The following is a 20,191-nucleotide window of genomic DNA, read 5'->3' on the forward strand; positions in this document are numbered from 1 at the left end:
AGTGCATCGGTGAGCGTCGTCATCATCAAACGGCCGCCGCGGACAGCGCCCCCGGTCGTCCCGGACGGCGAGATCAGACTGGAGACGCCCCCCGAGATCCCGCGTGAGGGCGAGGAGAGCATGCTGATGACCCTGCTGCCCATGATGGGCATGCTGGGTTCCGTCGGCTTCTTCTTCATGCCGGGGCTTCCGTCCTATATGCGGGTGGTCGGCGGGCTGATGCTCGCCTCGACCGTGGCCATGGCGGCTGCCCAGTTCGCCAAGTCGCGTCAGGGCGGCGGCGCCGGGATGGCCCAGGACCGACGCGACTACTTCCGCTATCTCGAACAGGTCCGCAAGGACGTGCACAAGACCGCTGACCTTCAGCGGCGCAGCCAGCTCTTCCAGCACCCGGACCCGGACCAGTTGTGGGCGGTGGCGGTCGACAGCCGACGGCTGTGGGAACGGCGCCCGACCGACGGTGACTTCGCCTCCGTTCGCATCGGCCGCGGCATCCAGCAACTGAACACTCCGCTGGTGGCACCCGAGACGGCACCGAAGGAGGAGCTGGAGCCGCTGACCGCGGCAGCCATGAAGGCCTTCCTCGACGCGCACGGCAGCCTCTCCGAACTGCCGGTCGCGGTCTCGCTGCGCGCCTTCTACCACGTGACGGTGTGCGGGGAGCCCGACACGGTCTACGGCAACGCCCGCGCGGTGCTGGCGCAGCTGACGACGCTGCACTCGCCGGAGGACCTGATGGTGGCCGTGGTGGCGCACCCCTCCGCGGCACCCGAGTGGGACTGGGTCAAGTGGCTTCCGCACGCCCAGCATCCGAAGGCCAAGGACGGGGCGGGCTCGGCCCGGCTCCTCTTCGACGACCTCGGGGAGCTGGAGGAGGCGCTGGCGGACCAGCTGGAGGACCGGCCCCGCTGGAACCGTGACGCCAATCCGGTCTACGACCAGCCGCATCTGATCGTCGTACTCGACGGTGGCACGGTGCCCCCGGACTCCGAACTCGCCAGTACCGAGGGGCTCCAGGGCGTCACCTTCCTGGAGATCGCCCCGGGCGACCTGGAGGAGGAGCTGCGGGCCGGTCTGACGGTCTATGCGAAGCCCAAGGGGATGCGGCTGTTCGTCGGCCACGAGTCCGCGTACACCGGCAGGGCCGATGTGCTGAGCGCGGCGCAGGCCGAGTCCCTCGCGCGGCAGCTCTCGCCCTTCCGGGTCGGCTCCGCGGAGGAGGGCGAACCCCTGCTGTCCAACCTGGACTTCACCGATCTGATGGGGATCGGTGACGCGGGTGCCGTCGATGTCGCGCGCACCTGGCGGCCGCGCACCCTGCACGAGCGGCTGCGGGTGCCGATCGGTGTCGGCGAGAACGGCGAGCCGGTCATGCTGGACCTCAAGGAGGCCTCGCAGGAGGGCATGGGCCCGCACGGGCTGTGTGTCGGCGCGACCGGTTCCGGCAAGTCGGAGCTGCTGCGCACGCTGGTCCTCGGGCTCGCGGTGACGCACTCCTCGGAGACCCTGAACTTCATCCTCGCGGACTTCAAGGGCGGTGCGACCTTCGCGGGCATGGCGGACATGCCGCACACCGCCGCCGTCATCACCAACCTGGCGGACGACCTGACCCTGGTCGACCGTATGCGGGACGCGATCACCGGCGAGATGCAGCGCCGCCAGGAGCTGCTGCGCACCGCGGGCAACTACGCGAACCTGCACGACTACGAGAAGGCCCGGGCGGCGGGCGCCGCCCTGGAGCCGATGGCCTCACTGGTGATCGTGCTGGACGAGTTCTCCGAACTCCTCACCGCCAAGCCGGACTTCATCGACATGTTCATTCAGATCGGCCGGATCGGCCGGTCGCTGGGTGTGCATCTGCTGCTGGCGTCGCAGCGTCTGGAGGAGGGCAAGCTGCGGGGTCTGGACACCTATCTGTCGTACCGGATCGGTCTGCGGACCTTCTCCGCCGCCGAGTCCCGTACGGCGATCGGTGTGCCGGACGCCTACCATCTGCCGTCGATCCCCGGCTCGGGCTATCTGCGCTACGACACCGACACCATGGTCCGCTTCAAGGCGGCGTACGTGTCGGGGCCGTACCACGGCGAGGGTCCGTCCCGGGTGCACCGCTCCACCCAGCTGCGGCCCGCGCTGTTCACGGCGGAGCATGTGGCGCTGCCGCCGCAGCCGGTGGTCGAGGAGCCGGAGGCCGACAGCGGGGTGGAGGACGCGCTCGCCGACACGGTCCTGGACGTCGTCGTGGGCCGGATGGTGAACCAGGGGCCGCCCGCCCACCAGGTGTGGCTGCCGCCGCTGGAGGAGGCGCCCTCGCTGGACCAGTTGCTTCCCCAGCTGGCGGTGACCCCGGAGCGCGGTCTGACCGCACCCGACTACACGGCGCTCGGGCGGCTCAATGTGCCGGTGGGTCTGGTGGACAAGCCGTTCGAGCAGCGCCGCGATGTGCTGTACCGGGACTTCTCGGGCGGCGCGGGCCACGGTCTGTTCGTCGGCGGTCCGCAGTCCGGCAAGTCCACCCTGCTGCGCACCCTGGTCTCGTCCTTCGCGCTCACCCACACCCCGTCCGAAGTGCAGTTCTACTGCCTGGACTTCGGCGGCGGCGGCCTGATCTCGCTGGAGGAGCTGGCCCATGTCGGCGGGGTCGCGGGCCGGCTGGACGCGGAGAAGGTGCGCCGCACCGTCAGTGAGGTCGAGGGGCTGCTGAACGCGCGCGAGGAGTACTTCCGCGCGAACAACATCGACTCCATCCAGACCTACCGGCAGCGCCGGGCCGCCGGGCTGCTGCCCGACCAGCCCTGGGGGGACGTCTTCCTGGTCATCGACGGCTGGGCGACGTTCAAGATGGACTACGAGCTGCTGGAGGCGGCCGTCACCGACATCGCGACCCGCGGTCTCGGCTTCGGTGTGCATGTGATCCTGACCGCCAGCCGCTACACCGAGGTGCGGCCCGCGCTGAAGGACATGCTCCAGAACCGTATCGAGCTGCGGCTCGGCGACCCGACCGAGTCGGAGATCGACCGCAAGGTCGCCCAGAACGTGCCCGCCACCGTCCCGGGCCGCGGCCTGAGCCTGGACAAGCTGCACTTCATGACGGCGTTGCCCCGGGTCGACGGCTCCTCGGAGACCAAGGACCTGTCCGAGGCGACGGCGATCCTGGTCCGCGGTGTCAACGACAACTGGCCCGGCGCCCACGCCCCGGTCGTACGGCTGCTGCCCACGCTGCTGCCTGCGGAGCGGCTGCCCAAGGGGTACGAGCACCCGGAGCGCGGTGTCGCCATCGGTATCGACGAGTCGTCCCTCGCGCCGGTCTTCGTCGACTTCGAGGCCGATCCGCACTTCATCGTGTTCGGTGAGAGCGAGTCCGGTAAGTCCGCGATGCTGCGGCTGCTCATCAAGCAGATCACCGAGCGCTACACCCCGGACCAGGCGAAGATCGTCATGGGTGACTACCGGCGCGCCCATCTGGAGGGGGTGCCGGAGTCGCATCTGTCGCGCTACTGCGCCTCCGCGCCCGCCCTGACGGAGACGCTGGAGGGCCTGGCCGGGTCGATGGGCCGCCGTATGCCGGGCCCGGACGTCACGCCCGAGCAGCTGCGCAACCGCAGCTGGTACAGCAGCCCGGACGCGTTCGTCATCGTCGACGACTACGACCTGGTGGCGACGGGCATGAACCCGCTGGCCCCGCTGCTCGAATACCTGCCCTTCGCACGGGACATCGGCCTGCGCGTCATCATCGCGCGGTCCTCGGGCGGTGCCAGCCGCTCCCTGTACGAGCCGGTGATGCAGCGCCTGCGGGAACTGGGCGCGCAGGGCATCGTGCTCTCCGGCGACCGGACGGAGGGCGCCCTGCTCGGCAACATCGCGCCCTCCCAACTCCCGCCTGGACGCGGCAACTTCCACACGCGGCGGCGCGGCGGGCAGCTCATCCAGACCGGTTGGCTCCCGGCGCGGTTCTGAGGTCCGGACGGCATCGCCTGAAGCTGTGGAAGGGGCGGCACCGTCGGGTGCCGCCCCTTTGGCATGCGTGCGGGGTCGGCGCCGAGTGGGTCTACGCCGACGGGGTCGACGCCGAGGGGAGTCCGGTACTGGGTCGGGTCCCGAGTACGCCGCTAGTGTGGGCGGTAGAACAAGTATCGATTCACGGGGGGCACTTGTGGCGGACGACGGACTGCGCGCCGATCCCTCGGTCCTCAAGACCGAGGGCCACGCCATGTTCACGGTGGGCCAGGACTTCTCCCAGGCGGTGAAACGCCTGACGGACGGGCTGACCTCACTTGAGGGCGGCGGCACCCCGCCGTGGGGCGACGACGACATCGGCGAGAAGTTCGGGGTGGCCTACGAGGGTCTGCGCGACGGCATGTACCAGTCGATGGGCAGCCTGGCGGAACGTATCGCCGGGATGGGTGTGGCCTTCACCGAGATGGGCGTACGGCACGAGCGGAACGAGGGCGACGAGGACGCCGCCTGGCGTGACATCACCGCCGAGTACAACGGCCAGCTGGACATGCCGACGGGCCCGCACCATGTGCGCCGCCGCCAGGAGGCGTGATCGGGTCGCACCGGAGCGCCGGACCGTCCCCTTCCAAGCCCCGCCCCCTGCAACGGATTTGTGACAGCAACTCCTGAAGTCACCCGCGTCCGGATACGTAAGCTGTGCGCACGGCTGTTCGCTGCGCGATCCCCCTGAACGGGCGCGGAGTGGGACGCCGGTTGTCTACGGGGGTGTGCACTGCTGTGTCGATGATGCTGCCGGACGAACTCGAATGGGTTCTCGAAATGCTCGGCTACCGCTGGCCGACGGCAGACGAGGACAAGCTCAGGGAGTCCGCGAACCTGTGGCGCCGTTTCGGCGACGACGTCACAGGACTGCACACCGCGGCGAACGCCAGCGCGAGGACAGTGGTCGCCCACAACTCCGGTGCCTCGATCGACGCGTTCACCAAGACCTACGCCAAGTTCGACGGCGGCAACGGCTCCGACGGCTATCTGGCCAACGCGGCACAAGCCGCCTGCACCATCGCAAACGTGCTGGAGGCCTGCGCCTACCTCGTCGAACTCGCCAAGTGGGCGGTGATCGCCCAGCTGATCGCCCTGGCCTTCGAGATCGCCGCCGCCCAGGCCGCAGCGCCCTTCACCTTCGGCCTGTCCGAGGCAGGCGCACTCGGCGCCACCCAGGCCACCCGGCTCATCGTGCGCCGCCTCCTCGACGAGCTCAAAGAGGCGCTCATGGAGGCGATCGTCGAGGCGATGAAGGAACCCGCCATCTCGGCGATCGAGGCGATCATCACCGACCTCATCCGCCAGACGGTGAACGTCGGCTTCGGCGCCCAGCAGGGCTACGACCTCGGCACGACCGTCGCGGCCGGGGCGAACGCCGGCTGGGACGCCATCAAGCAGACCCCCCAGACCCTGGCCGAGGGGGTACGCGACAGCCTGGGCCAGAAGGCCGGCCACAGCTTCCACCACGCGATCGACAGCCGCAACAACGGGACCCACGGGGTTTCGGACGGGGCGGATGGGACGGATGGGGAGGGGGCGGACGGCGCGGGCATCGGGGAGGGAGACTCCGGCTCGGATTCCTCTGCGGACTCCTCATCCTCCTCCGATTCTTCCCCCGATTCCTCATCGAGTTCGTCCGATTCGTCATCGTCGACACGCTCGGACGAGGGTCCGGATTCGGGAGGGGACTCGAGAGGCGACTCGGGAACAGAGTCAGCCCCGGGGCGGCACATAGGCGGCGGGATATCCGCCGACATCGGTGGCGCCGATGGCACCGGTGTCCACACGCCCGATGTGGGCGGCGGCCCGGGCTCGGATTCCGATGCCCACTCCGGCAACCACTCCGGCCCCGGCTCCGGTCTGGTCTCCGACGGTGGCTCCCCCTCGGACGCACCGGCCCCGAGACATACGTCATCACTGGCGGACTTCGACGACCCCGCCCCCGGCGGACCTTCGCACACCCCCTCAGGCACCGACGCGCCGTCCAGCGCTCCCGGTACACCCGGCACCGGCCACTCGTCCGTCTCGGGCCTCTCCTCCCCCACCCCGCACTCCACCGCGCCCTCCCACCCGTCCTCCGACGGCACGGCGCCTTCGCCGGGCGGCGGCAGAGACGGCGGCATCAGCACATCCATCGACAGCCTGGCCGCGAGCGTCCCCACCCAGCCGCACGCCTCCCCCTCCTCCACACCCACCGACCACACCCCCGGCGGGACCGGCGGACGCCCGGACGGCGGCCCCACCGCCATGCCGACCGCGCCGACCACGGGCGACGGGTCGGCCCCGCGCCCCGCACAGAGCACGCCCGGCCCCACGTCCGCCACGGCAGGCTCCACCAGTCCGACGAGAAGCCCTTCGCCGGAGGGCCGCGCCTCCGGTCCCGTCGGAGGCCGAATACCGAGTTCGGCCGACGGGCGGCCATCCGGTGCGGGCAGCGGCCTCGTGTCCGGTACGAGGAGCGAAGGCCGCACCCCCGGCGCAGACGACGGCCGCACGCCGCGTACGCCGGAGGGGCGCCCCTCCGCCACTACCGACGGGCGCCCCTCCGGCACCGGTACGACCGACGGCCGCATACCGACTCAGCGCACCCCGGGGACCGCCTCGGACAACCGAACCACGCCACCGAGGAACACCCCGGGCGACCGCACAACTCCCCGTAACACACCCGACGAACGAACCGCACCCCGCACCGCCTCGGACGCCCGGGCCACTCCCCGTCAGGGCGAGCGCCCAAATCCCCGCAACACCCCGAACGAGAGTCCGAGTCCTCGCAACACCCCGAGCGACGGACCGAGCCCCCGCAACACCCCGAGCGACGGACCGAGTTCCCGCAACGCGCCAAACGACGGGCCGAACCCCCGCAACACTCCGGCAGACCGCACCACCCCCCGCAACAACCCCAGCACCGCACCGGGTGACCGCACCCCCACCCGCCCTCAAGACCCCAACGAAGCCCGGAGCGGGAGCGGGAGCGCAACCCCGGCCGCACCCCGTACTCCGAACCAGGAATCCAGCCGGACCACACCTCCCCCCAGCCCCTCCAACACCCCCTCGAACCGCACCCCGGCATCACCACCCCCCTCCCCGGACTCCCCCGACTCTCCCAACTCCCCCGCCCAGCAAGGCTCCGCCCAGACCCCCCGCGGCACCGGCACGCCCGGTACCCAGAACTCACCGGGCTCCCGCAGCACCCCCCAGCGGCCCAACCAGCCCGCGGGCACCACACCCGGCACCCCTCCCCACCCGAACGGCCCCCAGCAACCGGCCGCGCACCACCACACCCCCCAGTCGTCCGACGGCAGCCCGGACAACTCCCACCACCGCGGGCACGACCAGGTGACCCCGGTCCCCATCCATTCCGTCACCCCCGCGGCCACTCCCCCGACACCGCCGCCACCCACAGGCCACGCCGCCCCGCAGGCGCCGGGCGCGCCCCACGCCGATCCCGGGGCCTCCCCCCAGCAGCACCCGCACCAGGAAAGTCTGACCACCATCCGTGACGGCCTGGACCACTACCCGGGCGGTCTTACCGAACCCCACCCCGCAGACCAACAGGCCCTGGTCAACGCCGTACCGCACCAGCCGGACGGCACCCCGGAACGCTTCCCTGACCCTTTCGACAACTGGTCCCAGCTCCAGAACGACGGCGGCAATCAGGTCCCCGGACGCAGCAACAACTGCGCCGACTGCTCCCGCTCCTTCCTGGAAACCTGGTACGGAAACCCCCAGGTCTCGGCCCCCCGCACCCTCGACGTCGACGAACACGGCAACCCCGACCCCTGGTCGCCCGAACACGACGCCAACGAGAACCAGATCCGCTGGTCGGGTGCCACGCACATCTACGCCGGCACCGGCAACGACCCCGACACACCCGCCCGTATCGCCTGGGACCTCCACCAAGGCGGCCACGGCTCAGCGGCCATCGTCCAGGTCGACTGGCCCGGCGGAGGCGGTCACGCCTTCAACGCCGTGAACCACCACGGCAACATCGTCTGGATCGACACCCAGAGCGGAGCGGTCAGCCACCAGCCGCTCCACATCCCCAACGCGGCCCGCGTCTGGCACATCCCCCTGGACCCCCACCGCAACCCGATCCACCCACCCCCGCCCCCCACCACCCCGCACCACGACTCGGCCAATCCCCACGAGGGCACCGGCACCCCCCACGAGACCGCCGCACAGGGAGTTCCCCATCAGCCAGGGGAAACTCCGCACGACCCTTCGCACCACGAGTCGCACCACGAGGGATCCACGGACGGCAAAGCGGCCGCCGGACCAGACCATCCCCTTCATGACCCCAGCCGCACCAGCCATCCACGACTTCCCGAACCGGAAGCTGTCGACTCGACGCATTACGGAATGGCGCCGATGGAGCATCAGGCGGCGCTGCGGGAAACGAATGACGTCCGCCAGGTGGACCTGGATCCCGTTCATCAGCATCTCAACGACTGGCTTACCCCTGTCCCCAACGAGGACGGCAACAGCACCCGTATCCCGCTCATCGACGCCGTTCAGTCATGCAGTCCGCCGCGAACGGACGACCCCGACCATACGCCGGTGATTCTGCGCCACGACGATCTGGCCAGAATCCTCCCGGGATTCGAGGACATGCATCCGGGTGAGCGGGGTGCGGTGGTCGCCTCACTGGCACGCTTGAGCCACAACTTTCATGCATCCCACGCGGTGGGCGCGAGCCCGGAGCCGACGGAGGGGTATGCGTCGCACGGCTCGAATGCGCATCAAAAGGCGGGCTGGAACGCAAGTCACCGCGATGACCAGGAGTTGAGGCAGGCGATTGAGAAGGAATTCGGAAGGTCGGGGATATCCGGAGCTTTGCGAAGTTCAGGAGATCACCATCCCGACTTCACCGGCAGAAACTATGCGGCACTCGAAGTATACGATCCCGCCCATCATCGCATAAGCTACGTGGTGGACAGTTCCTACCCGAACCCCGGCGGCGGGGAAAAGGGGAAACACTCGGAACCGAACCTTCTCGACTACCTCGAAAAGGTCAACGCCGCGCGTACTGAAGGAGGGGCATACGAGCCCCTGAGCATGTACTCCGACAGGGAGCCGTGCGGCCACGGGCAAGGTTACGCAAACTGCGCAAACCTACTCTCGCTGAAAATGCATAACGTCGATGTTTACTACGGAACCGGCTACCGAAAGAACGCACCGATCGTCGATCCGACTCCACCCCCACAAGGGACGTACAAGAAGCAGTTCGACAAGGACCTGGCCAGGAACCTGGCGACGCTCGGTAAGATATGGATCCGCGCCATGTCGGAAGGCGGCTTGCGAGCCAATCCGGATCAGTGAGACCCGAGGGAAGACCGTTATTCAGAATGGACAGCACACACAATTCAACCGAGCTCACCGCTCACATTCACTCATGGGCGAGTGACGCATCGGCCGAGCACAACGTCCTGTTCGTAGATGGACCTTCGGGCGCCGGGAAGACCGAAGTCCTCCGGACTGTCGCCCGGACCACCCCGGAAACCTCACTGATCGACGCCTCGGGCCTCTCCACCGAGCAAGTGATGGACAGCGTCATGCAGACCCTCGGCGTGCCGTACGGGGACTACCGGGATGCGGATCTCCTCATCGACGACATCGGGGACCAGTGCCGGAGTCGCGTTCTGCTCGTGGCCAATACCCAGTGGGCCGGGCAAACCAGGAGCACAGCCGAGCCACGCCATCTCACCAGCCTGCTCGTACGCGGCCTGGGCAGCCCCTACAGAAAGTCCGGCGTCAAGGTCGTGCTGGAGGTCAGCAGCGATGCCCACCCGCTCGGCAACTGGTTCAGGTCCCCCCTCACACTTCCGCCTCGCCCCCGACGAATCCGATCCGACATTCAGTCCCTTCCATCCCCGCACCGGGCCGCAGTAAAAGCTTTGGCACTTGCCGAGCTGCGCAGCGTCAGCTTCAGGGAATGGCGCGACCTCTGCTCCGCACTGGGCGCGCATCTGAAGGAATCGGAACTGCAAGAAATTGCCGCCGATTTGAACCTGGCATCGGTCGATGAGAGTGGCACCGTGAGCGTGTCGCTGAACCCCGAGTTCGACACCGACGCACTTCGGGAGCAGATTCCCCACGACGAGTCTCACGCCTTTCATGATGCCCTCGTCGACCGAATGTTCACCTGCGCCGAGGACGACCCACTCACGGGCTATCTGGCTCGCGCCCTGCCGGCCCACGCAGCCGTAGCGGGCCGCTTCGAGGAACTGTCGTCCACGCCACATGTACTCGCCAAATGCGCCCATACCGCCTTGTTCGAAGCGCTACCCGTCGCCTTTCCCGACGGCGTTCCAGCAGGCACCCGTTCCGCGGACCTGCACTACCTCGATGCCCTGGGCGTAGCGCCGTCCTCGCACACTGAATGGCTCTCTCTCCTGCACCTTCTGGCTCTGAGTCAGGGTGATGTCGAGCGCGCACGCATGCTGATGGAGTCTGCTGCCGCCCCTCTGCCCTGGCACACCGTGTGGACCCATTGGCGGGCGCCCGGCTGCTTGCGTTTCCCCGGCACCCAGACCGACGCAGTCGAATCCCTGAGGACCGGCACCGCCGACTCCACGATCACCAGTACCAGTGAAAACGGACAGGAACGGACGTGGGACGCAGCTACCGGACATCCCATCCAACCGGCCGAACGGGATCCTGAAGCGCATCCACACAGTTCAGCGCCCCCACACCGCTGGCAGGCGGAACCTTCCTGGAACCTGCTCCGGCTCCGGCTCGCCACCGCCCCCGACGACGTCCGCACAGTGCAGGCTCCTGCCCTCCGAGATGCAGCTTGTACTGGCGATCTGGTGGTGCTGGGCGGGGATCGGGGCGTCTACGCCATCAAACCCGACGTCCATTACCGCCCGAAGGCCCCACTCCGTGCACTTCCGGCGGTCGGGCCACGCGTAGGAATTTCGCCACGCCCCTATGACGAGGCCGCCTGCCGCCCCACCCGTGAGCGCGTTCTCCAGATCTGGGCCGCCGAGCACGTCCCAACGATTCCCGAAGAGCACTTGCCCGCCGGTCTGACGCACGAACCGACCCGCCGTTTCCTCTCCCAGGTCGGCTTTCCAGCGGTCTCCGACTTCTACAGCCTCAACACTCACCACCTCGCCGACACCGGCCTGGCGGAGCGCGGCTGGGAAGGCGGCACATCGTTCAACACATCTGTCGGAAATGGCCCGTTCTACGAGCTGGGAACCTGGATCGGCGGCGTCCTGCTCCTCGACGGGCCCACCGGCCGCGTCCTGCGCCTGACACAGCCGTCAGCCATCGACAGCGACCACCCCGGAGAGCCGCTCGCCGGCTCCTCACTCGCCCAGTTCGTCGCCGCGGTCTCCCTCCAATGGGAGTACATGCTGGCCTACACCACATCCGGCGGCCTCGACAGCGCAGACCTGCTCGCGGAACTCACATCATGGCTCTCGAAACTGGACCCCGCAGCCGCACAGACCCAGAACTGGGGCCACGTATTGGATCCGGACAACTTCTCTTACCTGTAACAGTCATTGACGAGCGTCCTGAGTTGCCGATTGCCGATTGCGATGGCTGATGGCTGATGGCTGATGAGACAGCAATCGATCAACAGCCCACCGTCGGCCACGGATGGCTCGCGACCACCCACCCCGAAGCCTCCAACCCCCGCTTCAGAGGCGCCCTGCCTATCTCAACGATCCCTATGAGAGGACGTCATGGCCAACGCCGTTGCGCAGATAGTTGATTGGTGGCGACATGGGGGCAGCCGGGAAGGTTCCGTCGAGCTACTGGGGCACACGGGATCGGGCCGAACGGACATCCTCCTACAGGTACGGGATGCCCTGCCTGACGCCGTGTGGGTTGATGCTTCAGGACTCTCCGCCGAAGGACTACTGGAGGAGATTCTCGACGCCTTCAGGGTGTCGGACCCTTGGGGTCGAAGGTCGAACTGGGCATGGGAACTGAAGATGGCGGGGGTCCGCGACCGACCTCTGATCGTGGCAAACGCCCATCGCGCAGGTCGTACCAGACGATCGATGCAGTCGGGCCGGGTCGTCCAGAGTCTGCTCGGCCGCATGGTGCTCCGGGCCGGTGCCCGGGTGATTGTCGAGTCTCATCCGGATGACCGATGGTCGCGGGACTGGTTGACTCTTGACCTCACGGCGTCCGCAGGACCGCCGCCGGGCGTCGAAGCGGCACGCGGTGAGCCGGCCGTACAAGCGCTGGCATGCGCCGAGCTGCGACGCTGCCCCCTCACGGTGTGGTCGGAATTGGCTCGAGGGATGGGCGCCGAGACCTTCACCGAAGGGGAACTCGTTGCCCTGGTCGGTCAATTGCCCGGGATACTTGAAGTCGACTCGGGCCATGTCCGATTCCTGGACGAGCGAATCGCGGAGGATCTACGGCAGGAGGTCCCGGCCGAAGTCAGTCGCCGAGTCCATGCACAGGTAGTCGGTCGGTTGATTGCCCTGACGGGTGAGCTGCCGCCCGAGGAAGGCTGGGCGGCGACCGGCCCCGTCGGACAGTACGCCGCTCATGCCCTTCCCATGCACGCTCTCCAGGCCGGCATGTTCGACGAACTCTTCGTCCATGGCCATCTAGTGGCACATGTCGACCAAGGCGCTCTGCTCGATGCGGCAAACTGCCGTGACGCTCTTATGCCTGCCGAAACGCCTGCGGCAGACGCGGCCGCGCTGTGGACGAGCGGTGTCAGCTCCTTGAGTCAGCCTGAGTGGGCTTCCTGGCTGCACCTCATGAGCACTGCACGTGGCGATCTGGAAACCGCCCGTGAGATCGAGCTGTCAGGAATCCGGCTTCCCTGGCGTGTCCGCTGGGCACACTGGCGGCCGCCGTACGGCTGGCGTTCCGACTATGTGTGGCCCGGACCCTTGCGGGAGATTGCCGCCACTCACCAGGGCGGCCGCGAAGTCGTTGTCGGCAGCGGGCAGTGGGACAGGCGAGTCCGCCTGTGGGACACCGCAACCGGTGATCTCATTGCGGGGCCCTGGAGCGACGGCATCCCGGCGCCGGGCCAGACGGAGCCCCTCTGGCCACGCGGTAAAGACGTGGAGCTGATGCAGCCGTGGCTGGAGTTGACACCGTATGGAGGCGGGGCGGTGCCACTCCTGACGGAGACGCTGAAGGCAGACGACGTGGTCGTACTGGCCGGGGTCGGAGGGGTACTGGCCGTTGAGCCGCACGACCCGGCCGCCTTCACCAAGCTGGAGCGCACCTTTGGAGAAGCAACTCTCGGCCACTTCGGCCTGGTCGACGGCGGTGCACCGGCTACCTGGTTCACACCGCAGCGTGATGTCCTGGAGAAGCTGTTCGAGGAGCAAGCCGTACAGCGCCTTCAGACACCCGCATTGCCCGCTGGCCTTCAGAACGATGACGCCCGCCGTACGCTCTGCGACATCGGCTTCCCCACTTTCGTGGGTGCCGGACTGGACCTGGTGGCCGTTGCGGACGACGGCCTCACCGAACTCTCGGCGGATGATGTCTGGGGAGAGGATGACGGCAGCGGCGTCTACTACCGGCTGGGCACCTGGTGGGACGGCCGCATCGTCGTGAACGGCGCGGACGGCAGGGTCTATCGCCTTCCGGCGGAGGACGAGGACGGGAACGGGGACTCCGACGCAGTCGTGGCGACGACACTCAGCAACTTCGTCGCCATGCTCCAGGTCTACGTCCTCGGGCGATGCCTGTTCCCGATGGCCTCCAGCCGCAGCGAGCGTGAGGACATCCGAGACGACATCGACAACAACCTGACGGCGATCGATGAGGAAGGAGGGACTCATCCGGCATGGAGTTACGGGCTCTGGGAGGACGCCTGAGCCGACGTACACCTCCACTGCCCCGGCGTCAGGCCAAGGTCGTTGCACGTGATCCATCTTCATCAGGAGTTGCATGTCCGAGCCCACCTCTGAGCCCGAACACCTGTCAACGTGTCAGCTCAAGGCTTGGTTGGCGAACTGGTGGAACGACGGGCGGATTGGCGGCTCCCAGGTCCATGTCATCAGCCGGTCCGGCATTGCTCATCTGCTCGGCGAAGCGATCCACCAGATCCCCCGCAGTGCCGTCATCGACGCCACAGGCGCGGATGCTGAGGATGTCTTCCGGCGCATGCTCACCGCCATCGGTGTAGCCGACTCCGACCTGACACCTCACAGATGGCACCGTGCTGCCAAGCGGCTGGCCAAAGACAGACTCGTCCTGGTCACGAACGCCCGGCGAGCGGGTTCCACGCGGCGATCCGCCCAGCCGAGCGCGGTGGTGGACTTGGCCGCCGGACGTCTGGCCCTTCGAGGGGCCGACGTGATGGTCGACATCGGTCCGCAGGGGCAGGAACGGGTAGGCCACCGACGGGGAATCGTCACTCTCGTAGTAGACGATTCAGTGGTCGACGATTCGGTGACCGACGCTTCGGTGGTCGACGCTTCGGTGGTCGGCGATCAGCACAAGCGCCTTGATGCGCAGATCAAAACCGCGATGGCCTCTCCACACCTCCAGGCACTCGCCCTGTCCGAACCCAGGCATGTCCCGCTGCCGGTATGGAGTCAACTGGTCCAGGGGGCGGCGATCCCGGACCACGACGAGGACTCTCTACGCCGAACTGCCGAACAGCACTCGGACCTCATCACCATCCTCAGCGACCAAGTCGTTGTCTTCACCGATGAGTCCGTGCCCGACGCTGTGCGCCGCCAGACACCCGAGGCACTCAGCACTCAGGTCCACCGGCACATGGCGCAGTGGCTCCGCAGTACCAGCCCACGATTCCGCCACCCCGATGGGTGGGCCGCCTCCGGCCCCCTCGGCCGTTATGCCGCCGAGGGACTGGCCATGCACGCGGTCCAAGCAGGTATGTTCGAAGAACTCCTCGATGACGGCAGAGTGGTGGCCAACCTGCCGCAGACAGCACTCCTGGACGCGGCACACTCCGCTTTCGACGGTTCACTCTTCGGCTCGAATGCCGCCGCCGACGCGGTCTTCCTCCAGATGTACGGCGTGACTCCCGCTTCCCAAGCACAGTGGGCTGCATGGCTTCATCTCATGGCAACAGCAAGGGACGATGCCGAACTGTGCACGGGCATCGAGAACTCGGGAGTGCACCTCCCCTGGAAGGCGCTGTGGACGCACTGGCGCCCACCCGGCGGGTATGACCCCGGCTACCTTCAGCCCGGACCGATTGACGAACTCTTCGCTGTGCGATGGCGGGGGCAGCCTGCCGTGGCTGGCCACTCAATCGACGGCACCGTCCGCGTCTGGGACATCGCATCGTCCGAACTCCTGGCAGGCCCCTGGAGCGACGAAGCATTTCCCTTCGACCAAGTGCGCGATCTGGACTGGGCTGCGGATACCCCCGCCCAGCACCGCGGCCCCAGAAGCATCAGCGAACTCCGAACCCAGGAACGGACTGTCGAGGGACCGAGCGACGACCACGACTTCCTGCCCGTCGCACTCGATATGGATGACACCACGGTAATCGCCGGAGTGGGCGGCATCTTCGCGGTGGCTTCGGCGACACCGGAGACTCCTGCGGAGATCGCCCCGCTGGGAGACACACCCCTGCTCGGAATCCGCACCGCAGCCGGGCCCACCAAGCCGAAGCACAGCCCCAGGGTGACCGCTTCCGCCTTCGACAGGCTGTTCCCGGACGCCTCGGTTCTGAGCACCCAGGATGACGACATTCCTGCTGGCCTGACGGACGAGACCGCACGTCATGTGCTGGCCGAGATCGGCCTCCCCGCGATCAATGAGAAGGGAGTCGAACTTCAGTCAGGCGATACGCGATTCCTGGAGGAGCGACCATGGCCCAGTGATGCGGAGCCACCCCGGGAGACCGGCCCCTTCTTCCGCATCGGTCGGTGGATGGGCGGCGTGGTCGTCATCGACGGTCCCACCGGGCACGTACTGCGGATGCCCCACAGCATCGAAGAGAGCGGCCTCGACGGCACACTCCTCGCCAACGACATGGACCGCTTCCTGAGAATGCTCACCCACTGGATCACCGGCCTCCGAACCCTGGAGAACCTGGACAACCAGGACGAAGCCCATCTGCTGCGCCAGCACATCGACGATGCACTCTGGGACCTCGACACCGAGGGTGCCAACGCCGGTGCCTGGAAGTATGCGCTGCACAACGAATGACCAGCCAGCCCGATACCACCACCCACGACGACAAGGAGACCCGTTCCATGACCTCGGACACCCCGGCCCCGGCTCCCCCCAGCACCCCCGAGGAAGCCCTCGCCATCGTCCGCAGCCGATATGCCCAACCGAAGCTGCCCGATGGGACCCCGGCCACCCTGAACGTGCACGAGTTCGACATCGGGTATCTCGTGTACGCGACCTTCCCGCCCGTCACCGACGCCGAAGGCCGTCCGCAGCCCTCGTCGCCGGGGGGAAGCAAGATCGTGGTCGCCAAGGACACCGGTGAGACCGTGACCGTCCCCAACTATCCGACCGAGGACGCCATCGCGCTGTATCGCCGTCAGCACCAGGCTCGGCGGCCGAACGCCTGAACCATCCCGACGTCGAGGGTGCAGCGAAGGCGCTCCGCGTGCGGGGCTGTGGACAAACTCCGGCTGTCCGTGTGCGGCGCCTAAGATCGGCGTTGTAGTCGTATTCGGCGTATTCGACGTATGCGGCGTATGCGGTGGCGGAGGGCGGGGAGACGGGGACCATGAGCGGCTCGAGCGAGAACAGTCAGGTTACGCAGCAGGCACAGGGCACCCGGCACGCCCAGGACGTCCGGGAGTACGTGCCCCACCCGCACCTGGGCGGCCGAAACGCCGCCCTGCGGGCGTTGGCCGCGTGGCGGGCGGGCGCGGCCGGGGCACCGCGCGTGATCGTGGTCACCGGTGATTCCGGCAGCGGACGTTCGCGCCTGCTGACCGGCTTCCTGATGCTGTGCGAGCCGGGGTTCCGCAAGCAGTTGCCCCTGGATGCGATGGACCCGTCGGCGGTCCCTCCGGAGCTGCCGCCACCGGCGGTTCCGTCCCCGGAAGGCCTGACCGCCGCCCAGGTGCTGTGGCTGCTCGCCGACCACTACGAGCTGAACGCCACCAGCATCCAGGAGGTGTTCGCCGAGCTGGCCGCGTTCGAGGAGCCGGTCACCATTGTCGTACCGGATGTGGACCGGGCCGGGCCGGTGCGGGCCGCGGGAGAGCCGGCGCGGCTGGTACGGGAGGTCCTCGCGCCGCTTGCCGCCACCGGTACGGTGCGGTTGCTGGCCGAAGTACCGCGTCCGCTGGCCGCCGAGCTGGCCCTCGCTCTTCCGTCCGGCACCGTAGGAGTCATCGACCTCGACGAGCCGGAGTGGGCCGATCCCCAGGACCTGGTACGGCACGCCGAGGCGGCCCTGAGTCCGGAGTTCGGTGCGCCCGAGCTGCCGTTCACGGTCGACCCCGCCGCCCGTCTCGCGCTTGCCGCAGCGATCGCCAGCCGGGCGGGGACGAGCCCGCTGGTGGTGCAACTCGCCGTCCAGGGGCTGCTGATGGCGCCCGAGGGATTCGATCCCGCCGATGAGAGCCTGCTGCCTGCTTCCGTCGGCGAGGCCCTCGATCTGCACGCCCGGCGACTCGGCGCCGACCCTCAGACGCTACGCCTGATGCTGGCACCGCTGGCTCTGGCGGAAGCCGACGGCGTACCCGTCCACCTGTGGCCCAGGATGGCGAGCGCGGTCGCCGGTCGGGACATGAGCCGGGACATCGCGGACGGCATGCTGCTCGCCGGGCCTTTCGTACAACCCGAGGAGCGGAACGAGGACGGAAGCGAGGAGCAAAGGGAGGGGCGAAACGAGGGGCAGTCCGAGGAACGGGCTCGGCAGCGGACGGGAGGACCGGAGGAAGAGGGGCGGCAGGGGCGCGGAACCACGCTGCTACGGCTGCTGCACCCGGCCATCGGCGACGAGATCCGCGCCGGTCTGGCGAACGTCCCCGCCGCCCAGTCGCGGATCGCGACGGCGCTCCTTGAGGCCGCCGTACCGGAGCAGGACTGGAGCAGAGCCGACCCGTATGTGCGGGACCACATCGCGGGGCACACCCTGGAGGCCGGGCTGCTGCCCCAGCTCCTCACCGACCCGGGGCTGTTCGTCCACGCCGACCCGGTGTCGCTACGGGCAGCCGTCGAAGCCGTACCGGTGGAGACGCTCGGGGCACCGGCCCGTACGTATCTGCGGACGGCTCCCCTGCTGACCCGCGCCCAGGTGTCCACCCCCCTGCGCGCCGCGCTGCTGGAGACCGCCTTCGTCGAAGATGGTCTGCCCGACTACGCCGAAGCCGTGCACCGGCTCGGTTTCGAACTCCCCTGGCGCACGCTCTGGAGTCTGCCCGTCGCTGGCATCAGTGCCGTCACGGTCGGGAGCCTGCCCGGCCCGGAGGGGGATGCCGTCCCCGTCGCCGTACTCGTCGTGCCCGCGGACACTCCCGGCGCGCGACCGGTCGGAGCAGCGGAAGAGGACGAAAAGGTCGAGGAGGGCGAGCAGGGTGCGACCGGCGGGGTGGCCGGTACGGCCCGTTCCGCGGTGCTCGTCCACGGACTCCTCGAGCCAGTCTCCCTCGACGACATCGATCCCGGGCGGATTCTGCGCCCGTCCGAGGACGAGCGGGCCGCCGCCCCGCTGGGGCTCAGCCGGGGCGCCGACTATGTGCGTGTCTGGGACCGGGCGAGTGGGAAGATCGTGGCCGCGCTGATCTCCGATAGACCCTTTGTCGCCGCCGACCTCTCCCCCGACGGTGTCCTCGTCGTCGCCACCGAGCGCGGGGCGAAGGCCCTGCTCATCCGGTCGGTGGCCACAGCGATAGCCTCATAGGCCGATAGGTTCACGGGGTCATGCGTTCGCGGGTTCACGATTTCACGGGTTCATGAGCCTGTTCACGCGCTAGAGGTCGTCGACCGCCGGACCAGTGAGGTGGCGGTCCGGCCCTCGGCGCCGGTCGAGGAGGTCGTACGGATGTACCAGGAGAAGCACGGCGGCGGGACGGAGGGCGCGGCTCCGCAGGGCGGAACCCCAACTGCGGGCGCGCGTCCGGTCACCGGCCCCGGCAACACCGCCGTCTTCACCTACACCGACCCGGCCAATGGAGAGGAGGCCACCCTCTTCCGGACCTCGGGACCGGGTCTGCCCCCCGCCGAGTACCAGGCATGGGCCGAGCTGCGCCGGATGAACGTACCCGAGAGCAGTGTTCTCGCGATCCACACCGATCTGCGTCCCAGCCTGCTCCCCGGCGGCTACACGGCCGAACTGCTGAACCAGTTCCGCAATGCCCAGCTCTCCTGCACCCAGAACTACGGTGCTCGCCCCGAGGAACGCGCGGAAGGCGTCGCGGCTCTGGTCGAGCAGGTCGAACTGATGCACCGGATGGCCGGCCAGCAGCCGCCGCCCCGCCCGCACCGCCTCCCCGTCCCCGCGCAGGTGCAGCTCGCCGAGCCGATGCGGGACGTGGCTCTCGGCCGCCACCTCGTGGAGGTCTTCGGGCAGCAGGGTGTTCGTCGTTACGACGCCGACGATGTCGCCCAGGGCCCGCTGCCCCAGACCGCCCAGTCGACCCTGACCTGGGCGGGGCTCCCCGCCGATGTCCCGCTCTTCTTCACCGCCGACCGGCCCGACGCGCCCCCGGCCGGGGGCCTGTTCACCGATGCCGCCACCAATCTGCGCGAGCGCCGCAGCCCGGCCGGGGAGGAGCGGATCGGCGCCCTGGCCCATCTGGTGCGGATCGGGTTCGACGGGGTGGCGGTGGTGGCGGTCCAGTGCCTGCCCGGTTCGACGGAGCCGGACGGCCTCGGCGCGGTGTGGGCGGTGGACCCGGTCACCGCCGATGCCCGCTACATCAATATCTCGCTGGCCGCTTTCGCCCGTGCCCTGGCACTGCTCTTCACCGCGCGGCAGCGGATGCAGGGCCTGGACCCGGTCGGGGCGGGCGCGGCGGTGGCGTCCTTGCAGGAGCAGCTCGCCGCGGTCGACCCCTCCTCACTGGGGAACCCCGACACCTGGTGGTCCCTGATCGTCGAGCAGATGTGGCACGGATTGTTCTGAGCGTGTCGCGCCCTTCCGCACCATGCGTCACACCGTCCCGCGCCGCTTCGCACTGTCGCCTGCCATGTCGCGCCGCCTTCAGGCACCGTGCCGCGCGGTGCCATGTCGCACCGCCTTCAGGCACCGTGCCGCGCGGTGCCGTGTCGCACCGTTCGTGCCTGTTCATGCCGTAGGACGGCG

The 20,191-nt window shown here is 68.6% G+C and carries 9 protein-coding genes; all 9 read left to right on the forward strand.

Annotated features, from left to right (window positions below; genetic code table 11):
- The first annotated feature begins 9 nt into the window (after positions 1–9).
- The 9 genes from eccCa to ACIHAA_RS16300 all read left to right on the forward strand — a co-directional run bounded on the left by eccCa (position 10) and on the right by ACIHAA_RS16300 (position 20,011).
- Positions 10–3,954, forward strand: a complete 3,945-nt coding sequence (gene eccCa, locus ACIHAA_RS16260; RefSeq protein ID WP_399817482.1) for a type VII secretion protein EccCa — start codon at positions 10–12, stop codon at positions 3,952–3,954.
- A 196-nt stretch (positions 3,955–4,150) separates the two neighbouring features.
- The gene (locus ACIHAA_RS16265; RefSeq protein ID WP_399817484.1) at positions 4,151–4,546 is read left to right on the forward strand and encodes a hypothetical protein; all 396 of its coding nucleotides are present in this window, start codon (positions 4,151–4,153) and stop codon (positions 4,544–4,546) included.
- 173 nt (positions 4,547–4,719) lie between these two features.
- On the forward strand, positions 4,720–9,315 hold the full coding sequence (locus ACIHAA_RS16270; protein ID WP_399817486.1) for a toxin glutamine deamidase domain-containing protein: 4,596 nt from the start codon (positions 4,720–4,722) through the stop codon (positions 9,313–9,315).
- Between the two features lie 26 nt (positions 9,316–9,341).
- Positions 9,342–11,501, forward strand: a complete 2,160-nt coding sequence (locus ACIHAA_RS16275) for an SUKH-4 family immunity protein (RefSeq protein WP_399817488.1) — start codon at positions 9,342–9,344, stop codon at positions 11,499–11,501.
- A 756-nt stretch (positions 11,502–12,257) separates the two neighbouring features.
- Positions 12,258–13,808, forward strand: a complete 1,551-nt coding sequence (locus tag ACIHAA_RS16280; RefSeq protein WP_399817490.1) for an SUKH-4 family immunity protein — start codon at positions 12,258–12,260, stop codon at positions 13,806–13,808.
- Between the two features lie 73 nt (positions 13,809–13,881).
- Positions 13,882–16,122 (forward strand): SUKH-4 family immunity protein, encoded by a 2,241-nt coding sequence (locus ACIHAA_RS16285; protein WP_399817492.1) that lies wholly within the window; start codon positions 13,882–13,884, stop codon positions 16,120–16,122.
- Positions 16,119–16,496 carry a hypothetical protein gene (locus ACIHAA_RS16290; protein WP_399817494.1) on the forward strand — a complete coding sequence of 126 codons (378 nt, stop codon included), beginning with the start codon at positions 16,119–16,121 and terminating at the stop codon, positions 16,494–16,496. Before ACIHAA_RS16285 ends, ACIHAA_RS16290 begins: the two co-directional genes overlap by 4 nt.
- A 161-nt stretch (positions 16,497–16,657) precedes the next feature.
- Positions 16,658–18,787 carry an ATP-binding protein gene (locus ACIHAA_RS16295; protein ID WP_399817496.1) on the forward strand — a complete coding sequence of 710 codons (2,130 nt, stop codon included), beginning with the start codon at positions 16,658–16,660 and terminating at the stop codon, positions 18,785–18,787.
- Between the two features lie 99 nt (positions 18,788–18,886).
- Complete coding sequence (locus ACIHAA_RS16300; protein ID WP_399817498.1) at positions 18,887–20,011, forward strand: SUKH-4 family immunity protein; 1,125 nt, start codon at positions 18,887–18,889, stop codon at positions 20,009–20,011.
- Positions 20,012–20,191 lie beyond the last annotated feature (180 nt).

The organism is Streptomyces sp. NPDC052040 (assembly GCF_044548405.1).
In the GTDB taxonomy this organism is placed as follows: Bacteria; Actinomycetota; Actinomycetes; order Streptomycetales; family Streptomycetaceae; genus Streptomyces.